General features: G+C 73.2%; 20 protein-coding genes. 8 read left to right on the forward strand and 12 right to left on the reverse strand.

Going from position 1 to position 22,405, the window contains the following annotated elements; translation table 11 throughout:
• Positions 1-147: 147 nt before the first annotated feature.
• The 7 genes from UO65_RS17580 to UO65_RS17610 form a co-directional block, all read right to left on the reverse strand.
• Positions 148-1,779 (reverse strand): alpha-amylase family protein, encoded by a 1,632-nt coding sequence (locus tag UO65_RS17580; RefSeq protein WP_035283879.1) that lies wholly within the window; start codon positions 1,777-1,779, stop codon positions 148-150.
• Positions 1,770-2,726: a TIGR03885 family FMN-dependent LLM class oxidoreductase gene (locus tag UO65_RS17585; protein WP_035283882.1), complete on the reverse strand. Its 957-nt coding sequence runs from the start codon at positions 2,724-2,726 to the stop codon at positions 1,770-1,772. The genes UO65_RS17580 and UO65_RS17585 overlap by 10 nt, the downstream gene beginning before the upstream one ends.
• A 58-nt stretch (positions 2,727-2,784) precedes the next feature.
• Complete coding sequence (locus UO65_RS17590) at positions 2,785-3,276, reverse strand: hypothetical protein (RefSeq protein ID WP_035283884.1); 492 nt, start codon at positions 3,274-3,276, stop codon at positions 2,785-2,787.
• 75 nt (positions 3,277-3,351) lie between these two features.
• Positions 3,352-3,792, reverse strand: a complete 441-nt coding sequence (locus UO65_RS17595; RefSeq protein ID WP_035283886.1) for a hypothetical protein — start codon at positions 3,790-3,792, stop codon at positions 3,352-3,354.
• A 111-nt stretch (positions 3,793-3,903) separates the two neighbouring features.
• Positions 3,904-4,629, reverse strand: coding sequence for a class I SAM-dependent methyltransferase (locus UO65_RS33410; RefSeq protein ID WP_110082113.1), 726 nt, complete (start codon positions 4,627-4,629; stop codon positions 3,904-3,906).
• 50 nt (positions 4,630-4,679) lie between these two features.
• Entirely contained in the window at positions 4,680-5,396 is a 717-nt protein-coding gene (locus UO65_RS17605; RefSeq protein WP_035283888.1) for a tRNA-dependent cyclodipeptide synthase, read from the reverse strand.
• 2 nt (positions 5,397-5,398) lie between these two features.
• Positions 5,399-6,916 (reverse strand): class I adenylate-forming enzyme family protein, encoded by a 1,518-nt coding sequence (locus UO65_RS17610; protein ID WP_233427696.1) that lies wholly within the window; start codon positions 6,914-6,916, stop codon positions 5,399-5,401.
• A gap of 789 nt (positions 6,917-7,705) precedes the next feature.
• Here UO65_RS17610 and UO65_RS17615 point away from each other — a divergent pair.
• On the forward strand, positions 7,706-9,391 hold the full coding sequence (locus tag UO65_RS17615; protein ID WP_152552135.1) for a hypothetical protein: 1,686 nt from the start codon (positions 7,706-7,708) through the stop codon (positions 9,389-9,391).
• On the opposite strand, the gene UO65_RS38640 is transcribed toward UO65_RS17615, so the two are convergent.
• Both UO65_RS38640 and UO65_RS17625 read right to left on the reverse strand, forming a co-directional pair.
• The gene (locus UO65_RS38640; RefSeq protein ID WP_152552136.1) at positions 9,320-11,431 is read right to left on the reverse strand and encodes a hypothetical protein; all 2,112 of its coding nucleotides are present in this window, start codon (positions 11,429-11,431) and stop codon (positions 9,320-9,322) included. The genes UO65_RS17615 and UO65_RS38640 overlap by 72 nt on opposite strands.
• Positions 11,432-11,722: 291 nt before the next feature.
• The gene (locus tag UO65_RS17625) at positions 11,723-12,292 is read right to left on the reverse strand and encodes a hypothetical protein (RefSeq protein WP_052021293.1); all 570 of its coding nucleotides are present in this window, start codon (positions 12,290-12,292) and stop codon (positions 11,723-11,725) included.
• Between the two features lie 303 nt (positions 12,293-12,595).
• Here UO65_RS17625 and UO65_RS17630 point away from each other — a divergent pair, with 303 nt between their 5' ends.
• Together UO65_RS17630 and UO65_RS38645 are read left to right on the forward strand one after the other, a co-directional pair.
• Positions 12,596-13,426 carry a DUF6042 family protein gene (locus tag UO65_RS17630; protein ID WP_035283890.1) on the forward strand — a complete coding sequence of 277 codons (831 nt, stop codon included), beginning with the start codon at positions 12,596-12,598 and terminating at the stop codon, positions 13,424-13,426.
• Between the two features lie 172 nt (positions 13,427-13,598).
• Positions 13,599-13,727, forward strand: a complete 129-nt coding sequence (locus UO65_RS38645; protein WP_267880606.1) for a hypothetical protein — start codon at positions 13,599-13,601, stop codon at positions 13,725-13,727.
• Here UO65_RS38645 and UO65_RS17640 read toward each other — a convergent pair whose 3' ends face one another.
• On the reverse strand, positions 13,728-15,524 hold the full coding sequence (locus UO65_RS17640) for a thiamine pyrophosphate-requiring protein (protein WP_035283894.1): 1,797 nt from the start codon (positions 15,522-15,524) through the stop codon (positions 13,728-13,730).
• Positions 15,525-15,681: 157 nt separating this feature from the next.
• Here UO65_RS17640 and UO65_RS17645 point away from each other — a divergent pair, with 157 nt between their 5' ends.
• Positions 15,682-16,620 carry a hypothetical protein gene (locus UO65_RS17645; protein ID WP_146241395.1) on the forward strand — a complete coding sequence of 313 codons (939 nt, stop codon included), beginning with the start codon at positions 15,682-15,684 and terminating at the stop codon, positions 16,618-16,620.
• 9 nt (positions 16,621-16,629) lie between these two features.
• Here the strand turns inward: UO65_RS17645 and UO65_RS17650 are convergent, their stop codons facing one another.
• Both UO65_RS17650 and UO65_RS17655 read right to left on the reverse strand, forming a co-directional pair.
• A complete protein-coding gene (locus tag UO65_RS17650; protein WP_084175768.1) occupies positions 16,630-17,526 on the reverse strand; it encodes a DsbA family protein in 897 nt (298 codons plus the stop codon).
• A 10-nt stretch (positions 17,527-17,536) separates the two neighbouring features.
• On the reverse strand, positions 17,537-18,004 hold the full coding sequence (locus UO65_RS17655; protein ID WP_035283945.1) for a MauE/DoxX family redox-associated membrane protein: 468 nt from the start codon (positions 18,002-18,004) through the stop codon (positions 17,537-17,539).
• A 97-nt stretch (positions 18,005-18,101) separates the two neighbouring features.
• Here UO65_RS17655 and hrpB point away from each other — a divergent pair, with 97 nt between their 5' ends.
• From hrpB to UO65_RS17675, 4 genes are read left to right on the forward strand one after another with little or no spacing between them, the layout of a single operon-like run.
• Positions 18,102-20,534 (forward strand): ATP-dependent helicase HrpB, encoded by a 2,433-nt coding sequence (hrpB, locus tag UO65_RS17660; RefSeq protein ID WP_035283897.1) that lies wholly within the window; start codon positions 18,102-18,104, stop codon positions 20,532-20,534.
• Between the two features lie 58 nt (positions 20,535-20,592).
• Positions 20,593-21,090: a DUF2127 domain-containing protein gene (locus UO65_RS17665; protein ID WP_035283899.1), complete on the forward strand. Its 498-nt coding sequence runs from the start codon at positions 20,593-20,595 to the stop codon at positions 21,088-21,090.
• Between the two features lie 9 nt (positions 21,091-21,099).
• Positions 21,100-21,723: a DedA family protein gene (locus UO65_RS17670; RefSeq protein WP_035283901.1), complete on the forward strand. Its 624-nt coding sequence runs from the start codon at positions 21,100-21,102 to the stop codon at positions 21,721-21,723.
• 40 nt (positions 21,724-21,763) lie between these two features.
• Positions 21,764-22,243, forward strand: a complete 480-nt coding sequence (locus tag UO65_RS17675) for a SixA phosphatase family protein (protein ID WP_084175774.1) — start codon at positions 21,764-21,766, stop codon at positions 22,241-22,243.
• Positions 22,244-22,405: the final 162 nt, after the last annotated feature.

Genomic DNA, 22,405 nt, shown 5'->3' on the forward strand with positions numbered 1-22,405 from the left:
GCGAGAAGAACACCCAGCCGACCGCGAGCCACGCGCCCGGTGCGGACACCAGCAGCACCGGGCGCAGGCCCACCGCGCCACCGAGCAGGCTCCCGGCCGGGATACAACAACCTGAAGTCCCGGTCCCGCCGGAGCGACACGGCGATCTCAGGCGGGGTGGCGGAACCAGAGGCAGCCGTAGGGAGCGACGGTGAGTTCACCGTCGGCGAAGGGGATGGGGGTTCGGGTGAGGAGGTCCAGGTAGGGGCCGTCGGGAAAGGGGAGGGTGGTGGTGGCCTCGTGGTCGCCGAAGTTGTGGACGGCGGTGATGGAGGCGCCGTCGGCGGTGCAGGTGTGGGCGAAGAGGGCGTCGTCGTCGGTGGGGTGGGGGGTGAACTCGCCCCAGGCCAGTTCGGGGTGTTCGCGGTAGCGCTCGATGAGCAGGCGAATCCAGGACAGCAGGGAGTCGGGGTCGTGGCGCTGGGCGGCGACGTTGACCTCGGACGGGCCGTAGGTGCCCGCGGGGGGCGGGGCGGGGAAGGTCGACGGGTCGGCGGTGGAGAAGCCCGCGCCGACGCCGGGTTCCCACTGCATCGGGGTGCGCACGGCCTCACGGCCCTCCACGGCGAGGTTCTCCCCCATGCCGATCTCCTCGCCGTAGAACAGCACGGGGGTGCCGGGCAGGGAGAACAGCAGGCTGTAGACCATCCGGATGCGCCGCTGGTCGCCGTCGAGCATCGGGGGCAGGCGGCGGCGGAGGCCGCGGTCGTAGAGCTGCATCTGCGGTGCCGGGCCGAACGCCGCGAAGACCTCGGCGCGCTCGGCGTCGGTGAGCTTGTCCAGGGTCAGCTCGTCGTGGTTGCGCACGAACGTCGCCCAGTGCCCGTCCCTGGGTGGTTGCGGGCGCTCGGTGAGCGCCCGGACCAGCGGGGCCGCCGAGCCGCGCGCCAGCCCCAGGTACATCTTCTGCATGCCGATGAAGTCGAAGCACATGGTCAACTGGTCGCCGACGCCCGCGCCGAAGTACTCCATGGTGTCCTCGTACGGCAGGTTCACCTCCCCCAGCAGCACCGCGTCCCCGGCACGGCGGGTCATGAAAGCGCGCAGGTCGACCAGGTAGTCGTGCGGGTCGGGCAGGTCGGGCGCGTCGAGGGCGCCCTCGGTCTCCAGGAAGAACGGCACCGCGTCCACCCGGAAGCCGGACAGGCCCAGCTCCAGCCAGAACCCCATGATCCGCGCCATCTCGTCGCGCACCGCCGGGTTGGCGACGTCGAGGTCGGGCTGGTGCTTGTAGAACCGGTGCAGGTAGTACTGCTCGGTCTTCTCGTCGTACTCCCAGAGGCTGGTTTCCTCGTCCGGGAACACCACGCCCTCCGGCCCGTCCGCCGGCGGCTCGTCGCGCCACACGTACCAGTCGCGGTAGGGCGAGTCCCGGCTCTCGCGCGCCGACCGGAACCACGGGTGCTGGTCGGAGGTGTGGTTGACGACCAGGTCGGCGATGACCCGCATCCCGCGGTCGCGCGCGGTGCGCACGAACTCCACGAAGTCGCCCAGCGTCCCCAACCGCGGGTCGACCGAGTAGTGGTCGGTGATGTCGTAGCCGTCGTCGCGGTCCGGTGACGGCAGGAACGGCATCAGCCACAGGCAGGTCACTCCCAGCCGCTCGAAGTGGTCCATCCGCTGCGTCAGCCCGCGGAAGTCCCCGCAGCCGTCACCGTTGCCGTCCTGGAACGTCTCCACGTCCAGGCAGTAGACGACCGCGTCCTTCCACCACAGGTCCGAGGTCTTGGTCAGCCGCACAGTTCCCCCAGCACCTTCGCGCCGAACGCGTCGATGAAGGCGTCCTGCTCCTTGCCGACGTGGTGCAACTGGATCAGGTCGAAGCCGAGGTCGGCGTACTCGCGAAGCCAGGCGGTGTGCCGCCCGAGGTCCGCGGAGACGTTCACCGAGGCGCGCACCTGCTCGGGGGTGACGAAGCGGGCCACCTCGTCGAAGTGGGCCGGGAGCATGTCCCAGCAGACCGGCGGCGGGAACACGTTGCCGCGCCACTGCTCGTGCGCCACGGCCAGCGCCTCGTCCTCCGACGGCGCCCAGCTCAGGTGCACCTGCAACGCCAGCTCCCCGCGCCCACCCGCGTCCCGGTAGGCGTCCACCATGGACCGCAGGTGCTCGACGGGGGCGTTGACGGTGATCAGCCCGTCGGCCCACTCCGCGCACCAGCGAGCCGTCTCGACGCTGACCGCCGCGCCGTACAGCTTCGGCGGTGTCTCTGGCAGCGTCCACAGCCGCGCCCGGTCCACGGTCACCAACCCGTCGTGCGAGACCTCCTCACCGGCGAACAACGCCCGGATGACGTCGACGCACTCGCGCAACCGCGCGGATCGGACTTCCTTGCGCGGCCACACGTCACCGGTGATGTGCTCGTTGGACGCCTCACCGGTGCCCAGCGCCGCCCACAGCCTGCCCGGGTACATGGCGCTGAGCGTGGACATGGCTTGGGCGGTGATCGCCGGGTGGTACCGCTGACCGGGAGCCGTCACCACCCCGAACCCGAGCGACGTCGCTTGGAGTGCCGCCCCCAACCACGACCAGGCGAAACCGGACTCCCCCTGGGCCGACGTCCACGGCGCGAAGTGGTCGGAGGACATCGCCGCGCCGAACCCGGCGTCCTCTGCGCGGCGCACCGCGTCGAGCAACCGCGCCGGGTGGACCTGTTCGTGGGATGCGTGTAAGCCGTAGACCGCCATGCGGGGTAATTACCCACCCCGGGCAAATCCGACACGGAGAGGCGCGTACCCCATTGCCTCAAGGGCGGCTCAGCAGCTCGATCGACCACACATCACCGGCTGCGACCGGGTGGGTGCCGCCGATCACGACCTGCTCACCGTCGAGCACGTTGATCAGCGCGTCGGAGTCGACCACCCGGTAAGTGCGGGAGCCCGGGTGGTGGCGGTGATCCTCCACCCCGTTCGCCGACCGCAGCTCGATCGCGGCCCGGAGGTCCTGGAAAGGGACCACCCAGGGCGGCGGCGGGAAGTGCGGCGCGAGCACACCGGGGGCCCGGCGGTCATCATCGAAGGCGAAGCGGTGGACCTGCAGCATGATCGACTGGCAATGCCCCGCGCTCAGGACGACCTCGACCAGGCCGTAGTCCACGAACACCGACCCCTTCTGCCTCGTCTCCGCGCCTCCCGGACCGAGGGCGGCTCGGACCTCCTGCTCCGGGGTGCCCACCGCCACGCCCGCGATCACGCCGCGGCAGACCACCTCGGCGAGGTACTCGATCATGTTGGTCATCCGCCCATTTTCCCCACGTGTCCACCAACCGCTCGTCCATCGCCGACGCGGCCTCGGAGGTGGGGTCTCGCACGGTCACGGACGGCGCGGCGCGGTTGTGGACCGAGTGGAGAAGGCGACCGCACGACCGCTTCCCACGTCGACCCCGGCCAGGGGGCCGAGCGATTCCCCGACGACGACCCTGCTCCCCGCCGCGGACGTGGTGGCGACACCGCGGGCGAACGCGACGAGGACGGTCTCGACGTACATGCCGTTCGGCCCGGCCTCGGGGAACGGCACGATCCGCTCGAACGGGTCACCGCTGAGGCCCGCGAGCCAATCCGCCTCGGCCGTGACGACGCACCACCGCGAGCCGAGGTCGACCCGCACCGCGCTGATCCCCCTGCGCAGCACCTCGTCGACCAGGCTCGAAGCCAGGTGGACCGGGTCGTACCCACCCGCGGGCAGGTAGGTGCCCGGGCTGGCCCGGATGGCTTCGACCGGGTCGACGCGCCGCACGTCCTCAGGGCCGTACACCGGCTCCCTCCCGCGCTCCGGAATCGGTCGGACGGCCGAACCGTAGCCGCGGGCACCGCGGCGGCCACCGGGAACCCCCGGCGGCCGCCGCGGTGTCGAAAGGACCCCGGGTCACTCCTTGTACGCGCTGAGCAGGAAGCCCGGCGGGTTCTCCAGCAGGCGGCCGAGGCGCGCGGTGTCGTCGTCGGAGACCGGGGAGTGGGTCATCTGCTCCCAGTCGACCCGGGTGAAGCCGGTGGATTCGAGGGCCCGGGTGAGGCTCGCCCGCGGCCAGTGGTGGACCCGCACCGAGGCGGGGGGAGTCGTGCCGATGGTGACGGTGAAGGGGGCTCCCTCGCGGAGGTCGGCCGGGCGGTCCACGGAGAACCCGAAGTCCCGGGCCGCCTCCTGGTCCACGTCGGCATTGCCGACGTAGGCCAGCAGCCTGCCGCCGGGGGTGAGGTTCGCCGAGATCCGCCCGCACATGGCGGCCAGCGTCGCTTCGCTGTCCGCGTAGTGCAGGACGTTGACGGCGATGACCAGGTCGAATTCGCCCAGCGTCGGCATCGTCGCCACGTCGTGGACGTGGTAGGTGACCCCGAGTGGTTCTTCGGCCTCGGCGGCTTCGGCCAGTCGGATCATCTCGGCGGAGGAGTCCGTTCCCACCACCGGGCCCGCGCCCCGGTGGGCGACCAGCCGCGCGTAGAGGCCGTCGCCGCACCCCACGTCCAGCACCCGTTTGCCCTGCACCGGTCCCAGGGCGCGGAAGAAGGAGTGGAACTCCACGTTCTCGCGGTAGAAGTGGATGGCCTTCTCGATGTCGCCGAGTTGTTTGGCCAGGACGTCGTACTGTGCCATGGGGCCCCTCAGGGTGGTGTCGAACTGGAAACCGCGGGCGGGAACCGGTCTCACCGCGCCGGGCGAATGGTGGCGTACCCCTGCCGGGCAGGCGCCCGGAGCCGGGATTCCCCGGAGAAGACGACTTCGGCCAGGGGGAGGGTGCGGTGGTAGAAGTTCAGCGACGTCGAGACGCCGAAGATGTCGGTGGACGCCAGGAAGAAGGGGAGTTCGGCGGTCAGGTACCGCATGGACTCCTCGATCTGGTCCGCGGTGAGCGGTCCCTCGTGCCCCCTGATCCGGAGGACTTCCCTGCTCATCTCGGCGCACGTCCGCCGGAGGACGTCGTCCTCGCCCAGCACCCGTTCGCACTCCGCCAGCTTCTCCCGGTAAACGGTGCCGGACGACAGGTCCGACATCCGGTGCAGGCCGTCGGCCGCCCTGGGTCCCCCGACGCTGTCCCAGGCCCGGGTCACCCGGTTGTGCAGCACGTTGATCTCGCCGCGCGCCTTCTTCGCCGCCCGCTGGGGTTCGTAGCCGAGGGCGAGGTAGGTGTGCACCAGCGCGGAATCCGGGATGACGGCGTCGACCCGGTCGAATTCCGCGCGGAGCCACCCGAAGAGTTCCGCCATCCGCGCGACCTGGAAGTAGCTGTTCCCGGGGCTGATGCCGAAGACCGCGTGCTCCCGCCGCTCCCACACCCGGCGGGACGCCTCGGTGAGCGGTTCGACGGTGAACAGGCCCCGCTGGATGACGGGGTTCAGACCTGCGTCGCCCACCGGTGCCATGCTCATGTCCACCGCCCGTGACCGGGGTGGCCGACGCCCGCGAGGTACCGCGTGCGCAGGGCTTCCCGGAGGATCTTCCCCGTACCGGTCCGCGGCATGTCCTTGAAGGCGATGACGATCGGCTCCGCCAGGGCGGGCACACCGCGCACCGCCCCGCGCCACCGCTCCCGGTCCAGGGAGCCGTCCGGCGTGGCCACGATCGGCACCGGCGGCCCGTCGGGCACCGGGAGCAGGGCCACGTCGTGCCCGTCGGGCAGGTGGTCGACGATCACGTCCTCGTGCTCCAGGCAACTGCCCCCCGGCGCGTAGTTGACCTCCCGGTCGAGCAGCGTGAGGGCACCGGTCCGGGTCATGACACCGATGTCACCGGTGTTCCACCACTCCCCCACCGCCTTCTCCTCCCAGCGCTCGGGTTCCCCGTAGTAGCCGACGCACCGGGCCTTCGTCTTGGCGAGGACGATCCCCGGCTCGCCGGTCGGCACCGGCTCGAACGTCGTGGGGTCGACCACCTTCAACTCGACGAAGCCGGGCATCGGCCGCCCCACCTTGCGGGGTCCGGGCCGCTCGTCGCGCCGCTTGTTCGCCCGGTACCGGGTGATCATGGTCATGCCCAGGCCGCCGGTCTCCGACTGCCCGTACCCCTCGCGCCAGACCGGGAACCAGTGCCGGGAGGCGTTGAGGAACGTGCGGATCGCCGACCAGCGCATGGCGTCGAAGTTGCCGATGAACGTGCGCACCGAGGCGAGGGCGTCGCCCCGGTTCTCCCCGGCGAGGGGCGCCATCCGCAGGAAGTCGATCGGCAGCGCCTCGACCACCGTGGGCCGGTGCTGCCGGAACAGCGGGCCGACCACCTCGGGGTCGTTCTCGCTCATCAGCAGGACCGTGGCGGGCGAGAGGGTCAGCACCGAGTAGATCCAGGTGAAGGCGCGGGCGTGCACGTACGGCAGGAACATCGCCACGACGTCGTTGCGCCCGAAGGTCAGGGGCGGCAGGTGGCGGCACTCCAGCCTGGCCATCTGCCCCTGGAGCTTCTCCGGGGTGTACATGATGAGCTTCGGGATGCCCGTCGTCCCCGAGGTGTGGGTGAGCATCATCAGCTCGTCGTCACCGCGCGGGACCGGGGCGGGCTCCGGCCCGCCGAGGACGTCGACGAGGGCCAGCGCGTCCGGCACGCCGCCGTCGAGGCTCAGGGTCCGCTCCGCGAGCGAGGTCAGCGGGCCCCCGTCGGACCCGGCCTCCTCCAGCAGCCTGCGGTTGCTCACCAGCAGCGTCGGTTCGACCCGCCGCAGCAGCGCGCGCACCGAGTCCGGCGGCAGCAGCCCCGACAGCATGACCGGGACCGCGCCGATCCTGATCGCGGCGGCGGCCAGCAGCAGGCAGTCGAAGTGGTTCTCCTTGAACACGGCGACCCGGTCGCCCGGCCGGGCCCCGGCCGCGTGCAGGGCCGCCGCGGTGCTCCTGACGAACCCGGCCAGCGCGGGCAGGTCGAGGATGAGCTGCCCGGAGGGGTCGATGTCCATCGGGCGGCTGAGGCGGAAGAACATCGGTTTGCCGATTTCGGCCCTGCGATCGAAAAGAAGCCCGAGACTCGACTTCCATAATTGCATGCCGGACACTGATCCCCCATTCAGCCGGACAGTTCGACACCGGAGACGTTACGACCGGATTACAGACAAGGTCAAGAAGCCCGAACCCCTATCGAACCCCGACGGCGGACATCCCGGAATCCGAAAGGGACATGGACGGGTGGCCATGAACTGCGACTATCCGCACCACCCACCGGTATACGACTCACTATTTCACCATTCAATGTGTTCCAGGTCACTGCCACGCTTGCGGGAGTCGTACCAACAGGCTGTGCCGGACGGTCCCGAATGCGGCGGGTTCCGAGGTGGCAACGGCAATAACAGGACACCGGACGCAATAGGGGCCGAGTGCCCTTGCCGAGCCGGGGTCGCGGGAGTAGAGGAGAAGGGGTGACCGGCAATCGGCGCAGCCGGAGTTCTCACGCCCGCCACCGAGAAGGTGCAATAGGTCGGATGATGTTAAGTCCGGGGCGGATTGAGCCATCGTGGAATAATTGATTGTCCCTCGACCCTCCGGCGGGACTTCTCCTTCTCGGACAAGAGCCCCCGATGTTGTGCGGTTTCCGGGCCGCTGCCGTTCCCAAGGGGCTCGGGCGGCGGGCGGGCACGGAGTCGACCGCTTCGCGAGCCCCCACCCGCCGTCCGCGGCAGTCGGGTGGCGCGGCGAACAGCCACCGGCCGCGTCGGAGACGTTCGGCCGATCGCGTTGATACGGTTGCCCGCATGGAGCGCGGCGGGAGCCCTTGGTCGACTGTGCGGGCGGAGCGGCTCCTGGTGATCGCCGTCCACAACGTGACGGCCGCGACGCGGCTGGTGGACGTGCTGCCGCTGATCGCCGGCGATTCCCGGGTCCAGGTGCGATTCGCGGTCACGGGCTCCTCCGCGTTCACCGACGGGACGGCCGGGTTCCTCTCCGCCATGGGCGCCGATCCGGTGGATTGGACCACGGCGGTCGAGCTGCGGCCGGACCTGGTCATCAGCGCCAGCCACGGCGGTGACCTGCGCGAACCCGGGGCACCCGTGATCATCTTCCCGCACGGGGTCGGGTACAATAAGTACCTCGACCCAGGAACCCAGGAACCCAGGAACCCAGGAACCCAGGAACCCAGGAACCCAGGAACCCCGGTCTTCGGGCTGTCGCCTGAGTGGTTGTTGGACGCCGACGGTGGTGTGATCCCGTCGGTTCTGGTGCTGTCGCACGCAGAACAGGTCGACCGGTTGGCCTCGGCGTGCCCGAAGGCCGTGCCGGTCGCGGTGGTGGCGGGTGATCCGTGCCTGGACCGAATCCTGGCCAGTCTCCCGTTGCGGGCGGTGTACCGGTCGGCACTGGGCGCGGACGGGCGGACGGTGGTGGTCGTCTCGTCCACGTGGGGCCGGGAATCGCTGTTCGGCACCGATCCGGGGTTCGTCGCGCGGTTGGCGGCGCGGTTGCCGGTCGACCGGTACCGCGTCGTGCTGGCGTTGCACCCCAACATCTCCGCGCACCACTCGCGCTGGCAGGTGGAGACGTGGTTGCGGGAGTGCGCGCGGGCCGGGGTGGTCGTCCTGGACCCGGTGGAGGGCTGGCGGGCGGCGCTGGTGGCGGCTGACCTGGTGATCGGCGACCACGGCTCGGTGAGCCTCTACGCGGCGGCAGCGGGCAGACCACTGGCACTCGCCGTCGCCCCGGAGTCCACCGTGGACCCGAACTCGGCGATCGGGCGGATGCTCGCCGTGGCACCGAGGATCGCGGTGGACGACGACGTGGCCGCACGAGTCGACGAGTTGGCCGGGCAACCGGTACCACCGGAACTGGCAGCGGTGGCCGAGTTGGCGAGTTCGGGCCGCGGCGAGTCGGCCCGGCTGCTGCGGACGGCCCTGTACGACCTGATCGACCTCCCCGAACCGCCCGAACCCGCCGACGCCACCGCCGTCCCCGTGCCGCCGCCGGTGTCCGATCGCGGCCGCAGCCACCTGGTCACCGCCACGATCGTCGCGGTGACCGAGGACTCCGCCGAGGTCGAACTGGTGCGGTACCCGGCTCCCCGGCTGGAGGACTGGGTCGGCGGCTCGGCGCACCTGGTGGTCGGCTTGGCCGAGCCGTACCGGCGGTGGCTCGACCTGGCCGAGGTCGTCGTCGTCGACCGGAGCCCGGCGGACGCGGCGGCGGTGTTGGCGAGCCTGCCGGGGTGCCTGCTGGCCGCGGTGTCGGACGGCCCGCCGACCGTGCTGACAGCTGACGGAACCCGGGTGCGGTTCACCGAGGTCACCGGGGACGGTGACCCGCACCCGGAAACGGCGGCGCTGTGCGCGTCGGCGGTGCACTGCTGGCTGGTCGACGGTCGCGCCCTCGCCGAGCTACCCCGGTTGCTGCGCCTGTGGGTCGGCGGGCGGGTGCGCCGGGTCGAGGTCGGCGAGCTTGCGGGCTAGCCGGGCCCCGTCGTGCGGGAAGACCTCGGTTTCCGCGATGGACAGCGCCTCCCGGTACCGGCTCGCGGCCTCGTCGTGCTCGCCCTCGGCGGAGGCGAGGTCGCCGAGGGCCTCGCGGGTGGCCATCCGGTCGAAGTGCCGGTCCAGCACCCGGTCCGCGCGCAGCAGCTCGGCGCGGGCCTCACCACGGCGGGCGGGGTCGGCGATGAGCCTGCGCCCGCGCCACTGGGCGGCTTTGCCCGCGTTGTAGGTGTCCGGGGGCTCCAGGCCGAGGAACTCCGCCTCGGCGGCGGCGAGCAGCGCCAGGGCCGACGGCAGGTCGTCCACCTTGGCCAGGTGCAGGCGGGCCAGCGCGGTGCGCCTCGGCTGCCCCAGTTCTCCGGCGAGTTCCAGGTTGTGCCGCAACGTCCGCGCCGCGACCTCGCCCGCGCCCGCGGCGACCTGGGCCAGGCCCAGGGATTCCAGGGCGGTGGCGGCCAGGTCGGTGAACGGCGTGGTCCGGGCGAGCGCGAGCGCCCGGGTGAACAGCTCGGCCGCCGCCAGGGCCTCGCCGCGGTGGACGTGGCCGAACCCGAGCTGGGTGGTGAACAGCGATTCGGCGGCGACGTCGCCGAGGGCCCTGGCCGACTCGACCCCCAGGTCCCCGCACCGGCGCAGGTCGTCGAGGTGCTTGCCGCGCTCGTGCAGCGGCCACAGCATCAGGCACATCTGGCACACGACCTCGTGCAGCCCGAGGTCGGACGCCGCCACCACCGCGGCCAGCAGGTTGGCGCGCTCGTCCTCCAGCCACCGCCAGGGCACGTCGACCTCGGGCAGGACCTGCCCGGGGCGCAACCGCTCCCACATGCCCCGTCCGGGCATCGCCCGGTGCCCGCCCGCGACCGCGCGGTCCCGGTAGAAGGCCACCACCCGGCGCAGCAGCGCCTCCCGCTCGCCCTCCGGGGCGGCCACCTGCCTGGCGTGCGCGCGGACCAGGGAGTGCATGGAGTGGCGGGACTCGGTGAACTCGGTCACGAGCTGGGCGCCCACCAGCGAGTCCAGGCTGTCGTGCACCCGGTCGAGGTCCCACCCGAGGGCGGCGGCGATGACGTGGGCGCCGAACCCACCCGGGCCGGGGTGCGCCCCCGCCGCGCGGTAGCAGGCCCGTTCGTCGTCGGTGAGCCGCTGGTAGGCGGTGTTGAACACGGCGGTGACCGACAGGTCGCCACCGTCGCGGGACAGGGTCCGCAGCCTGCGCTGCTCGTCGCGCAGCGCCCCGACCAGCCGGGTCATGGACCGCTGGGGGTGCGCGGCGACCATCGAGGCGGCCACGCACACCGCGATCGGCAGGCCGTCGGCGACCTCCAGCACCTCGGCGACGGCGTCGGGTTCGTCCACCGCCCGCTCGGGGCCCGCGATCCGGCCGAACAGCTCGCGGGCCGCGCTCGCCTCCAGCGGCGCCAGCTCCAGGAACGTCACCACGTTGTCCGCGCGCAACCCGTGCAGCGGGCCCGCCTGCGTCACCACCAGCGCCGACCCGTCCCCGGCGGGGGCGAGCGAGCGCACCTGGGCCGGGGTCGAGGCCCGCTCCACGACCACCGCGACCCGGCGCCCCGCCGACCAGGAGCGGAACAGCCCGGCCCGCCCCTCCGGTGAACTGGGTATCTGTTGGGCCGCGAACCCCGCCGACAGCAGGAAGGCACCGAGCAGGTCCGCCTCCGCGCCCACCCCCGCACCGGTCAGGTCGGCGTGGAACGTGCCGTCGGGGAAGTCCCGGCGGCGGTCGTGGACCCACGCCCGCGCCGCTTCGCGCTTGCCCACCCCCGGCGGGCCCGTCAGGACCAGCACCCACCGGCCCGCCCCGGCCTCGGCGAACGCCCGGTCCGCCGCGCGCAGCACCGCCCGCTGGTTGGTGAAGTGCGGTGTCGGCCGCGGCACCAGCTCCGGTGGCGGCGTCGACGGCCCGTGGAAGTGGATGCCGCCCGACACCCCGCCGCCCACCTGCACCACGTGCCCGCCCGCCCCGGACACCCGGTTCACCACACCCGATTCCTCGGACACCCCGCCCCCTGCCCCGCGACAACGATTACCCGAGGGTACCCATGAGATCACCTGCCGCGCCGGGGGTTCGACGCGACCGGTGGGTGTTCACCGCGGGGCGGCGAATCAGCCGTCCCCGGGGGCGGGCGCTGGTGGCTTGTGGTGGTGGACCTCTTCTCACGCTCGTGGGCGGCGTTGCGCGCGGTGGTCGCCGGGCTCCCGGACGGGGACTTCGCACGGCCGGTTGCGCCGGTTGGCTGGTGCGGGACCTGGTGTGCCACCTGGTCAGTCGCGAGAGGACGATCGGCGGGGTCAGGTGGTGGTCTGCTCGGCGATGGACACCGCCGTCGAGGTGTCGGTGGTGGCGACGACGGTCACCGTGTCGCCGGTGGCCAGGTCGGACTTGGTGACCGTGGACTGGGTGGTGCCGGGGCCGCCGCCCATCGCCGCGTAGGTGGTGGTGGCGTCGATCGTGTAGGTCTTGGTGTACCCGTCGGTGCTCTCGGTGGTGATGGTGGTGTCGGTGATCTCGGTGACGGTGCCGGTCTGCATGGCCTCGGTGACGTGGTTGCCGGAGGAGTCGGTGGTGGTGAACTCGCCGTGCAGGGCGTCCATCAGGGCGGAGCCGCCGCCGGGTCCGCCACCCGTGCCGCCCGCGCCACCGGGGCCGCCGCCCGGCGCGCCCGCCTGGGCGGAGGTCTCGGCGCTGCTGCTCGACGCGGCGTAGACGGCCGCGCCGCCACCGCCCGCGATGGCCAGGGCGACCGCGGCGGCGATGACGGCCTTGCGGGTGCGGCTGGCCCGGGGCTCGGGGGCCTGCGGGGCGGTGGGCGGGGTGTGCTGCTCGGCGGTGGGCGGGGTGTACTGCTCGGTGGTGGTCATCTCCGGCGCTCCTGACTGGGGTTCTCTTCGCTGCTGAGAACCACGATCGGCGGTGCCGCTGTGCGTGGTCTGTGCCTGCCGTGGGACCTCCCTGTGGGTTCAGCGCTGTGGGTGCAGGCGCGGATCACACCGACCAGTGCGGGTCGAGGACCGGCTACACCAGGTAGGTCCTCGGGCTGAGCAGGGCGGTGGCCTCGGCGACGAGCAGGTACCCGCCGTCGGACGCGGTCTCCGCGCCAGGGTGTGGCAGGAAAGTGCCAGGTCACCGGTAACGCGGACGTGGCCTGCGGAGATGCACGGTCCATGGCCGAGGAAGAAGTCGACGGGGAAGTCCTGCGCGGTGGGGTGTTCCGCGACGTCTTCGACGGCCTGGGCTGGAGCCGGTTCGTCCCGCACGCGGCCGTCGAGGTCCTGGGCGTGGTGGTGCTGCTGGGTGCGCCGACCCGCGACCAGATCGGCAGGCTCGTCGGCCGCACCCCGGACGCGGTGGTGGGCCTGTCCGGGCCCGCCTGGGACGAGTTCGAGCCGTGGACCGAGCACACCCTGCGCACCGCCCTCGACGGCGCCGCCCCCACCCCCGGCGAGGTCGCCAGGGCCAACGCCGAGGACCGCGCCTGGCTCGACGGCCTCATCGCCGAGATCGACTCCCACGCCGACGCCCTGGGCGTGTTCCGCCCCCGCACCCTGTCCGACGTCCTGGACTACCTGACCGCCTGCACCGTCCTCATCGCCACCGGCCGCGACGGGGACACCCGCTACGAGCTGAACCCGTGGGCGATGCTGCCCGCGGAGGTGCTGCCGCTGACCCGGGACCAGGTCGACGAGGAGGACGCGCTGCGCTGGATCGGCCTGCACCGGCCGGTGGTCCGCAAGCTGATCGACCTGTTCGGGCCGTACGCCGACGCCCCGCTCGACGTCCTGCGCACGACGCTGCTGGAGCTGTCGCGGACCTGCGGGGTGGACCTGGAGTCGACCCGGGCCGCGGTGACGATCCTGGCGGACCAACCGGACTTCGAGGTCACCGGCGACGCGGAGCGGGCGGAGCCGGGCGCGGAATTGGAGATCCGGGTGGACTGGGCGAACTTCCTCGAGTACCGGCTCGACATCGCGGCGGGCACCATCGACTCCCCCTGACCGCCGCGCGGGTCCGTCAGTCGGCCATGCGGTGCGGGACGACGACCCCGCCGTGCGCGGGTGGTCCAGGCGTTCGTGGTCGGTGCGGACGTACTCGTCGAGGACGGCCACCAGCTTGGCGCCGAGGTCGGCGGCGGCCTCCGGGGACAGGTGCAGGGCGAAGCGGGCGGAGGTGCGGACGGGGCGGGTGTTGGCGCAGGTGCTCGGCGTGCGGGCGGTGTTCGCCGTGGTGGGGTTGTTCGCGGTGGTGGTGCTCGCGGCGGTCATGTCCTCCGCGCGGGCGGAGGACATGACCGGCTGATCAGTCCCGGTCGCGGTCGGGGAGGAATTCCTGGAGCTTGGTCTTGGCTCCCTGGGTGATCAGGTGCAGCGCGGCCGGGTCGCCCTTGAGGACGGCCTCGGTGACCGAGCGGACCTGCTCGAAGGTGGCGTGCGGCGGGATCGGCGGGACCTCGGGGTCGCAGTGCACGTCGAGGACCATCGGGGAGTCGGCGGCGAAGGCCTTGTCCCAGGCGGGGCCGAGCTGGTCGGGGTGTTCGACGGTGATGGCGGCGAGGCCGAGGGAGCGGGCGAACCCGGCGTAGTCGACCTCGGGCAGCGACTGCGATTCCTCGAACTTGGGGGCGCCGCCCATGGCGCGCAGTTCCCAGGTGACCTGGTTGAGGTCGTTGTTGTGGAACACGCACACGACCAGCCGCTGGTCGGACCAGCGGTGGCGGTAGCGGGCGATGGTGATCAGCTCGGCCAGGCCGTTCATCTGCATGGCCCCGTCGCCGACCAGGGCGACGACCGGGCGGTCGGGGTGGGCGAACTTGGCGCCGATGGCGTACGGCACGGCCGGGCCCATGCTGGCCAGGGTGCCCGACAGGGACGCGCGGATGTCGCCGCGGATCTTGAGGTGGCGGGCGTACCAGTTGGTGGAGGAGCCGGAGTCGGCGGTGACGATGGCGTCGAGGGGGATGCGGGCGGACAGCTCGGAGACGATCCGCATCGGGTTGACCGGTTTGGCCTCCAGCGCGGCCTGGCGGTCCATGGTGTCCCACCACGAGGCGACGTTCCCCTCGATCGTGGTCCGCCAGGACCGGTCGGTCTTGGGCACCAGCAACGGGATCAGCGAGTCGAGGGTGTGCGCGCTGTCGCCGACGAGGTTGACCTCGGTCGGGTAGCGCAGGCCGATGTGGCGGCCGTCGACGTCGATCTGGACCGCGCGGGCCTGGCCGAACTCCGGGAGGAACTGCGAGTACGGGAAGTTCGAGCCGACGATGACCAGGGTGTCGCAGTCGCGCATCATCTCGTAGCTCGGGCGGGTGCCGAGCAGGCCGATCGCCCCGGTGACCCAGGGCAGCTCGTCGGACAGGACGTCCTTGCCGAGCAGCGCCTTCGCCACCCCGGCACCGGTGACCTCCGCCAGCTCGCGCACCTGCTCGGCGGCCCCGCGCGCGCCCTGCCCGATCAGGATGGCGACCTTCGACCCCGCGTTGATCAGCTCCGCCGCCCGGGCCACGCCCTCGGCGGGGGCCACCGTGGTCGACCACGCCGCGCTCGGCGGGCTCGACGGCACGTGCTTGAACTCGTGCCGCGGCGCGGTGTACTCCAGTTCCTGCAGGTCGGCCGGGATGATGACCGCGGTGGGCGACCTGGTGGCCTGGGCGGTGCGGATCGCCCGGTCCAGGGCGTTGGGCAGTTGCTCGGCGACGTTGACCTCGACCAGGTAGTCCCCGGCGACGTCCTTGAACAGCGCCTGGAGGTCGACCTCCTGCTGGTAGCTGCCGCCCATGGCGCTGCGGCTGGTCTGCCCGACGATCGCCACGACCGGCACGTGGTCGAGCTTGGCGTCGTAGAGGCCGTTGAGCAGGTGGATCGCCCCGGGGCCGGAGGTGGCCAGGCACACGCCCACCGACCCGCTGAACTTCGCGTGGCCGACGGCCGCGAACGCCGCCATCTCCTCGTGCCGCACCTGCACGAACCGGGGCCGGTCGTCGGCCCGGCCGAACGCCGCGACGATCCCGTTGATGCCGTCACCCGGGTAGGCGAACACCTGGTCCACACCCCACTCGCGCAGGCGGCGCAGCAGGTGGTCGGCGACGGTCTCGGACATGGGCGCTCCTCGGGCTCGGCTGGGTGGGGGCTACCCCGCGCCGCGGCGACCACACCTGCGGTGTGGTCGCGACCCGGGCGCGGGCGCGCCGCAATTGCGTGGGCCGTACGCCCCAGCCGGGTACGCTTCCCGGCGGATGGCGCCGAGGGAGGTCTGCGTGCGTTTCACACGCGATCAGGTGGTGGCGGAGCTGCGGGCGCTGCGCAAGGGGCGCGGGGTGCAGAAGCCGGACGTGGCCGAGCAGCTCGGCCCGGCGCTGCGGTCCCTGTGCGGCATCTCACCCGCCGACGACCCGGCGGTGGTCCAGGTGAAGCTGCTGGGCAGGCTGCGCGCCCTGATCGACGAGCTGCCCGAGGACCTGGGGCTGGTCGTCGCCGTGGCGATGGGGCTGCACCCGGAGACCCGGCAGAAGTTCCTGCAGGAGCGCACCGAGTGGCTCGCCGCCAGGATGGAGCGCGACCCGCGCACGGTGCGCCGCCGCATCGACGAGGGGGTGGGGCTGCTGGTGTCGCAGGCCCTGGCCGGGACGGTGGCGCGGCGCGACGACAACCTGGGCTGGTACGTGCGGCGGTTCGAGGCGGTGCTGCGCCACGACAAGGCGTCCCCGGAGTGCCTGGAGCTGCGGTGCATCGTCGCCGAGCGGCCGGAGCTGGCCGGGATCGAGCTGTCGTTCACCGTGCCCCCCGCCTCAGACGACCCGCCGGAACTGCTGGTGGAGCCGGTGTACGGGGTGACGGTGACCGGGGTCGAGCGGGTCCGGCGCAACCGGTTCACCATCCGGCTGGGGCTGCCCCGGCCGCTGGCGGTCGGCGAGGAGCACGACTTCGCGGTGATCACCCGGCCCGCCGCGCACCAGCCGATGCGCTCGCACTACGTGTACTTCCCCGAGCGCCGGTGCGACGAGTTCGACCTGCGGGTGCGGTTCGACCCGGACGCGGTGCCCGCCCGGGTGTGGGGCCTGGCGGAGGCGTTCCCGCGCGACGTGGACGAGATCCGGCCCAGCGAGGACATCCTGGTGCCGGACGCGGTCGGTGAGGTGCACGTCGCCTTCGACCACCCGCGCACCGGCCTCGGCTACGGCGCCCAGTGGGCCTGACGGCCCGGGTCAGCCCGCGACCAGCCGTTCGAGCCAGTCGGCCTGGGAGGTGTCGACCACCTTGTCGCCCACCGCGAGCGTCGGGGTGCCGAACGCCTTCTGCCCGTTGCCCGCGTCCTGGAGCAGGTACTCGGTACCGCGGGCCTTCTCGTAGGCGGCGGTGACCTGCTGGTCGTACTTGCCCGCGCGGACGCCGTCGGCGAAGGCCTGGCCGGTGAGGCCCACGGCCCTGCCCAGCTCGATCAACTGGTCCTTGCTCCAGCCGCGGGCGCCTTCCTCGGGCTGGCTGTCGTAGAGGCTCTTGTGGAACCGGAGGAACTTGCCCTCGTCGGCGGCCAGCAGCGCGGCGTTGGCCGAGTCGGTGGAGTAGCCCTCCGGGTCGGAGCGGCTGTCGAGCAGGTTCACCAGGTGGAAGCGGACCTTGAGCACGCCCTCGTCCAGCTTCTGCTCGATGGCCGGGCCGAACCGCGCTTCGAACCCGCCGCAGGCCGGGCAGAGGAAGTCCTCGTAGACGTCGAGGGTGACCTTCGCGGAGTCCTTGCCCACCAGCACCGCGGCGTCCTCGCGCGTGGTCGGCAACTCCTGGCGCGCGGCGGCGACCGGGATGGCCGCGTCGGCGGTGGCGTTCTTCCTGTTGTTCGTCCAGATCACCCCGCCGATGACCGCGGCGGCCACGACCACCACGGCGACCACGCCGAGGATGACCTTGGTGCGGTCGTTCTTCCCGGCGCGCGCCGCCGCCAGCGCGGCCTGGGCACTGCCGGGCTTGGGAACGGGCCTGCCGCCCGCCTTGCCGTCGCCCGCCTTGCCGTCGCCCGCCCTGGCACCGCTCGTCGCGCCACCGGGCCGGGCACCGCCGCCCTGGTTCCGCTTGCGCTTGCGCGCGTTGCGCTCCGCTCCGCCCACCGGTTCCTCCTCACCTCGCGTCCACTGTCGCACGGGCGAACCGGCCGTCGACCGACAGCCCGGTCCGGGGTCGCACCGCCAGCCACCCGGCCACCAGCAGGAACCCGACGTCGCGGGCGATCTCCTGCGGGTAGCGGGTGTCACCGGCGGCGACCTGCCCGCCGCCGCCGAAGCAGCCGCAGTCGATGCTCAGCCCGCGCGCCCAGGACTGGGCCACCGCGCCGATGAAGGCCAGCAGCACGACCCCGGACAGCACCGCGGCGGCCCGGGTGCCCAGCCCGAGGAGCAGCAGCGCGGCCAGTGCCAGCTCGACGAACGGCACCGCCGCCGCGACCGGGCTCACCAGCCCGGCGGGCAGCAGGTCGTAGGCCTGCACGGCGACGAAGGTCTGGTTGGGATCGCTCACCTTGAGCCACCCCGACACCGCCCACACCGCGGCCAACCCCAACCGCAGCAGCGTGCCGACCCCGTCGAGCACGACAGCCTTGGTCACAGCAGGTGAGGCTACCCGCGCACGCTGAGCGAAACCTGAGAGCCGCGCGCCCCCCGACCACCGGACCTGACAGGCTGGGCACATGCGGGACCTCCCGGTGCGAGCCGCCCTCGACGAGATCACCGGCGCCCTCGACGCGCACGGCACGGCGGTGCTCGTCGCCCCGCCCGGCACGGGCAAGACGACGCTGGTGCCGCTGGCGCTGCCGGGTTCGGTGGTCGTCGCCGAGCCGCGGCGGCTGGCGGCGCGGGCGGCGGCGACGCGGATGGCGGCGCTGCTGGGCGAACCGGTCGGCCGGACCGTGGGCTACTCGGTGCGCGGCGACCGGCGGGTGTCGCGGGACACCCGGATCGAGGTCGTGACGTCCGGGCTGCTGGTGCGGCGGTTGCAGCACGACCCGGAACTGTCCGGTGTGGACACCGTCATGCTGGACGAGGTGCACGAGCGCCACCTGGACGCGGACCTGCTGCTGGCGCTGCTGCTCGACGCGCGCGAGGGGCTGCGGCCGGACCTACGGCTGCTGGCCACGAGCGCGACGGTCGCCTCGTCGGCGCTGGCGGGGCTGCTGGGCGGGCCGGTGGTGTCGGTGGACGCCGAGGCGTTCCCGGTCGAGGAGACCCACGTCCCGCCGCTGCGCGGTGAGCGGGTGGAGGCGACGGTGGCGCGGGCCACCCGGGCAGCACTGTCCGCTGTGGAGGGTGACGTGCTGGTCTTCCTGCCGGGCGTGGGCGAGATCCGCCGGGTGGCGGCGATGCTGTCGGACCACGAGGTCGTGGAGCTGCACGGGCGGTTGCCGCTGGAGCGGCAGAGCGCGGCGCTGCGGCCCGGGTCGGCGCAGCGGGTGGTGCTGGCGACGGCCGTGGCGGAGTCGAGCCTGACCGTGCCGGGGGTGCGGGCGGTGGTGGACTCCGGGTTGTCGCGGATGTCGCGGGTGGACCACCGGCGGGGGATGTCCGGGCTGGTGACCGTGCGGGTGTCGGCGGCGGTGGCCACCCAGCGCGCCGGTCGCGCGGGCCGGGAGGCGCCCGGCCGGGTGTTCCGCTGCTGGCCCGCGCACGAGCAGGCCACGCTGCCGCGGTTCCCGGAGCCGGAGATCCGCACCGCCGACCTGACCCGGCTGGCGCTGGAGCTGGCGGTGTGGGGGACGCCGGACGGGTCGGCGCTGAGCTGGTGGGACGCCCCGCCCCCGGGTCCGCTGGCGGCCGGGCGCGAGGTGCTGACCGCGCTGGGCGCGCTGGACGCGTCGGGGGTGACCGAGCGCGGGCGGGCGATGGCGCGGCTGGGCCTGCACCCCCGGTTGGCGCGGGCGCTGCTGGACGGGTCGCGGGCGGTCGGGTCGCGCACCGCCGCCGAGGTGGTCGCGGTCCTGGACGACGACGGGCTGGTCCCCGGGGCCGACCTGGACGCCGGGCTGCGCGCCCTGCGCTCCGGCACGCCGTCCTCCGCCCGGTGGCGCCGCGAGGTCGGGCGCCTGGAATCCGCGCTGACCGGGGACGGACCCGGCGGGAGCGGGAGCGAGCACAGGGGCGGGAGCGGGAACGGCGGCGGGAGCCGGGGCGGGAGCGGGCGGCGAGGGGCGGCGGCCCTGGTCACGGCGCTGGCGCACCCGGAGCGGATCGGGCGGCGGCGGGCCGGGGGCGGGGCGGTGTACCTGCTGGCCAACGGCACGGCGGTGGAGGCGCCGGGGCTGGGCGAACCGGAGTGGCTGGCCGTGGCGGTGGCCGACCGGGCACCGGGGGCCGCGCAGGGGAAGGTGCGGCTGGCGGCGGCGGCCGACGAGGACCTGGCGGCAGCGGCGGGCACGGTCACCGAGGAGGACGAGGTCCACTGGGACGGTGACGTCGTGGCCCGGCGGGTGCGGCGGCTGGGCGCGATCGTGCTGCGGGAACGGCCGCTGGCGAAACCGCCCGCCGAGGCCGTGCGCGCGGCGGTCCTGGCGGGCCTGCGGCGCGGCGGCCTGTCCCTGCTGCGCTTCGACCCCCGCGCGACCGCCCTGCGGCAGCGGCTGGACCTGCTGCACCGCGTGCTCGGCGAACCGTGGCCCGCGGTCGACGACGACGCGCTGCTCGCCACCGCCGAGCACTGGCTCGGCGGTGCCCGCTCCCGCGCCGACCTGGCCCGGATCGACGTGACCGCCGCCCTGCGCACCCTGCTCCCGTGGCCCGAGGCGACCCGGCTCGACGAGCTGGTCCCGGAACGGCTCACCGTCCCCTCCGGGTCCGCCGTCCGGCTCGACTACAGCGGCGACGGGGTGGCGCTGCCGGTCAAGGTGCAGGAGGTGTTCGGCTGGACCGACACCCCCACCCTGGTCGACGGCCGGGTGCCGGTGGTGCTGCACCTGCTCTCCCCCGCGGGCCGCCCGGTCGCGGTCACGGCCGACCTGCGGTCGTTCTGGGAGACCGGGTACGCCACAGTGCGCTCCGAGCTGCGCGGCCGCTACCCCAAGCACCGCTGGCCGGAGGACCCGCTGACGGCCCCGCCGACCCGGCACAGCATCCAGCGCAAACCCCGCTGAGCGGACCCGACGCCGTGGAACCGGGACAAACGGGCACCCACCCGGGCATCCTGTAGGCGTGAGTCGACGTGCGCAGCGGTCCGGGTTCCTGTTCCGGCTGGCCGTGGTCGTCAAGGGGGCCGACGGGGTGCTGCAACTGCTGGGCGCGCTCGTCCTGCTGCTCGTCCCGCCCGCGCTGATCACCGGGGTGGCCAACGCGGTGATCACCCGCGACCTGCTCGGCGACCAGCGGGGTGTGCTGGCCCACCACCTGTCGCGGGCCGCGGCGGACCTCGCCGAGGGCGGCACCCGCGGCTTCGCCGTCTGGTACCTGCTGCTGCACGGCGTCGTGAAGATCGGCCTGGTCGTCGCCCTGTCGCGGCGGGTGGTGACGGCGTTCCCGGTGGCCTGCGTGGTGCTGCTTGCCCTGGTGGGCTACGAGGTGCTGCGGGCGGTGCGCACCGACTCGATCGGGCTGGCCGCCTTCGCCGCGGTGGACCTGCTGGTCGTCGTCGCGGTGTGGTGTGAGTTCCGCCGCCTGCGCCGCGAGGTTTCCGAACCACCCGCGGTGGGGTAAGGAACGGGAGTGCAGTCGACGACGACGGAGCCCGGCGGGCTGGCGGGCTGGGCGCTCGGCGTCATGGACGTCCTGGGGGCGCCCGGTGCGGGCCTGCTGATCGCGGCCGAGAACCTGTTCCCGCCGCTGCCCAGCGAGGTGTTCCTCCCGCTCGCGGGCTTCGCCGCTGGTCAGGGGCGGATCTCGCTGGCCAGCGCCCTGTTCTTCACCACGCTCGGCTCGGTCGTCGGCGCGCTGGCGCTGTACTGGCTGGGCGCGCGCCTGGGCACCGACCGGTTGCGCGCGCTCGCCGGGAAGATCCCGCTGTTCCGGGTGTCCGACGTGGACCGGACCGAGGCGTTCTTCCGGCGCCACGGCGGGGTGGCGGTGTTCTTCGGGCGGATGCTGCCGGTGTTCCGCAGCCTGATCTCCATCCCGGCCGGGGTCAGCCGGATGCCGCTGTGGCGGTTCGTCGCGCTGACCACGGCGGGCAGCCTGCTGTGGAACTCGCTGTTCGTGGTCGCCGGGTACCTGCTCGGGGAGAACTGGGACCGGATGGAGGGGTTCGCGAGCGTCTTCGAGTACCTGGTGATCGGGCTGGCCGTGGCGGCGGTGGTGTGGTTCACCGTCAAGCGGTTACGCGCACGCGGGTAGGGCTGGTTCGATGGGGGGCAGGAGAAAGAAGGTGGCCCCGATGCGCCGACTGGTGGTCCTCCGGCACGCGAAGTCCGCGTGGCCCGAGGGCGTCCCCGACTACCGCAGGCCCCTGGCCGACCGGGGCCGCCGGGACGCCGCCGCCGTGGGCCGGTGGCTGGCGGCGAAGGTCGGCCCGGTCGACGTCACCCTGGTCTCCCCCGCCACCCGCACCCGCCAGACCTGGGACATCGTCGCCGCCGAACTCGACGGCGCCCCGACGGTCGTGCACGACGAGCAGCTCTACGGCGAGGGCCCGGACTCGATCCTCGCGGTGCTGGGCACGCTGCCGCAGTCGGCCGAGACGGTCCTGCTGATCGGGCACAACCCGGACCTGGAGGACGTGGTGGCCACGCTCAGCGGCACCCGCCCGGTCCTCAAGACCGCCACCCTGTCCCTGCTGACCTGGGACGGCGACCGCTTCGACCTCACGCCGGGCGCGGCGGAGCTGACCACCACCGAGAAGGTGCGCGGGGACTAGGGCGTTTCCTCGATCCGGCGGTCGGCTGCTGTTCCGGGGTTTTTGGTGGGTGGTGCCCGGCTGGGTGGATGTGCTCGGCTCGGCCGTGCCTCTGTTCAAAGCCCGGTCTTTGGTGGGTGTGCCCGGGTGGGTGGATGTGTTTGGCCGGGGCCCCTATGGCGA

Source organism: Actinokineospora spheciospongiae (assembly GCF_000564855.1).
Taxonomy (GTDB): Bacteria; Actinomycetota; Actinomycetes; order Mycobacteriales; family Pseudonocardiaceae; genus Actinokineospora; species Actinokineospora spheciospongiae.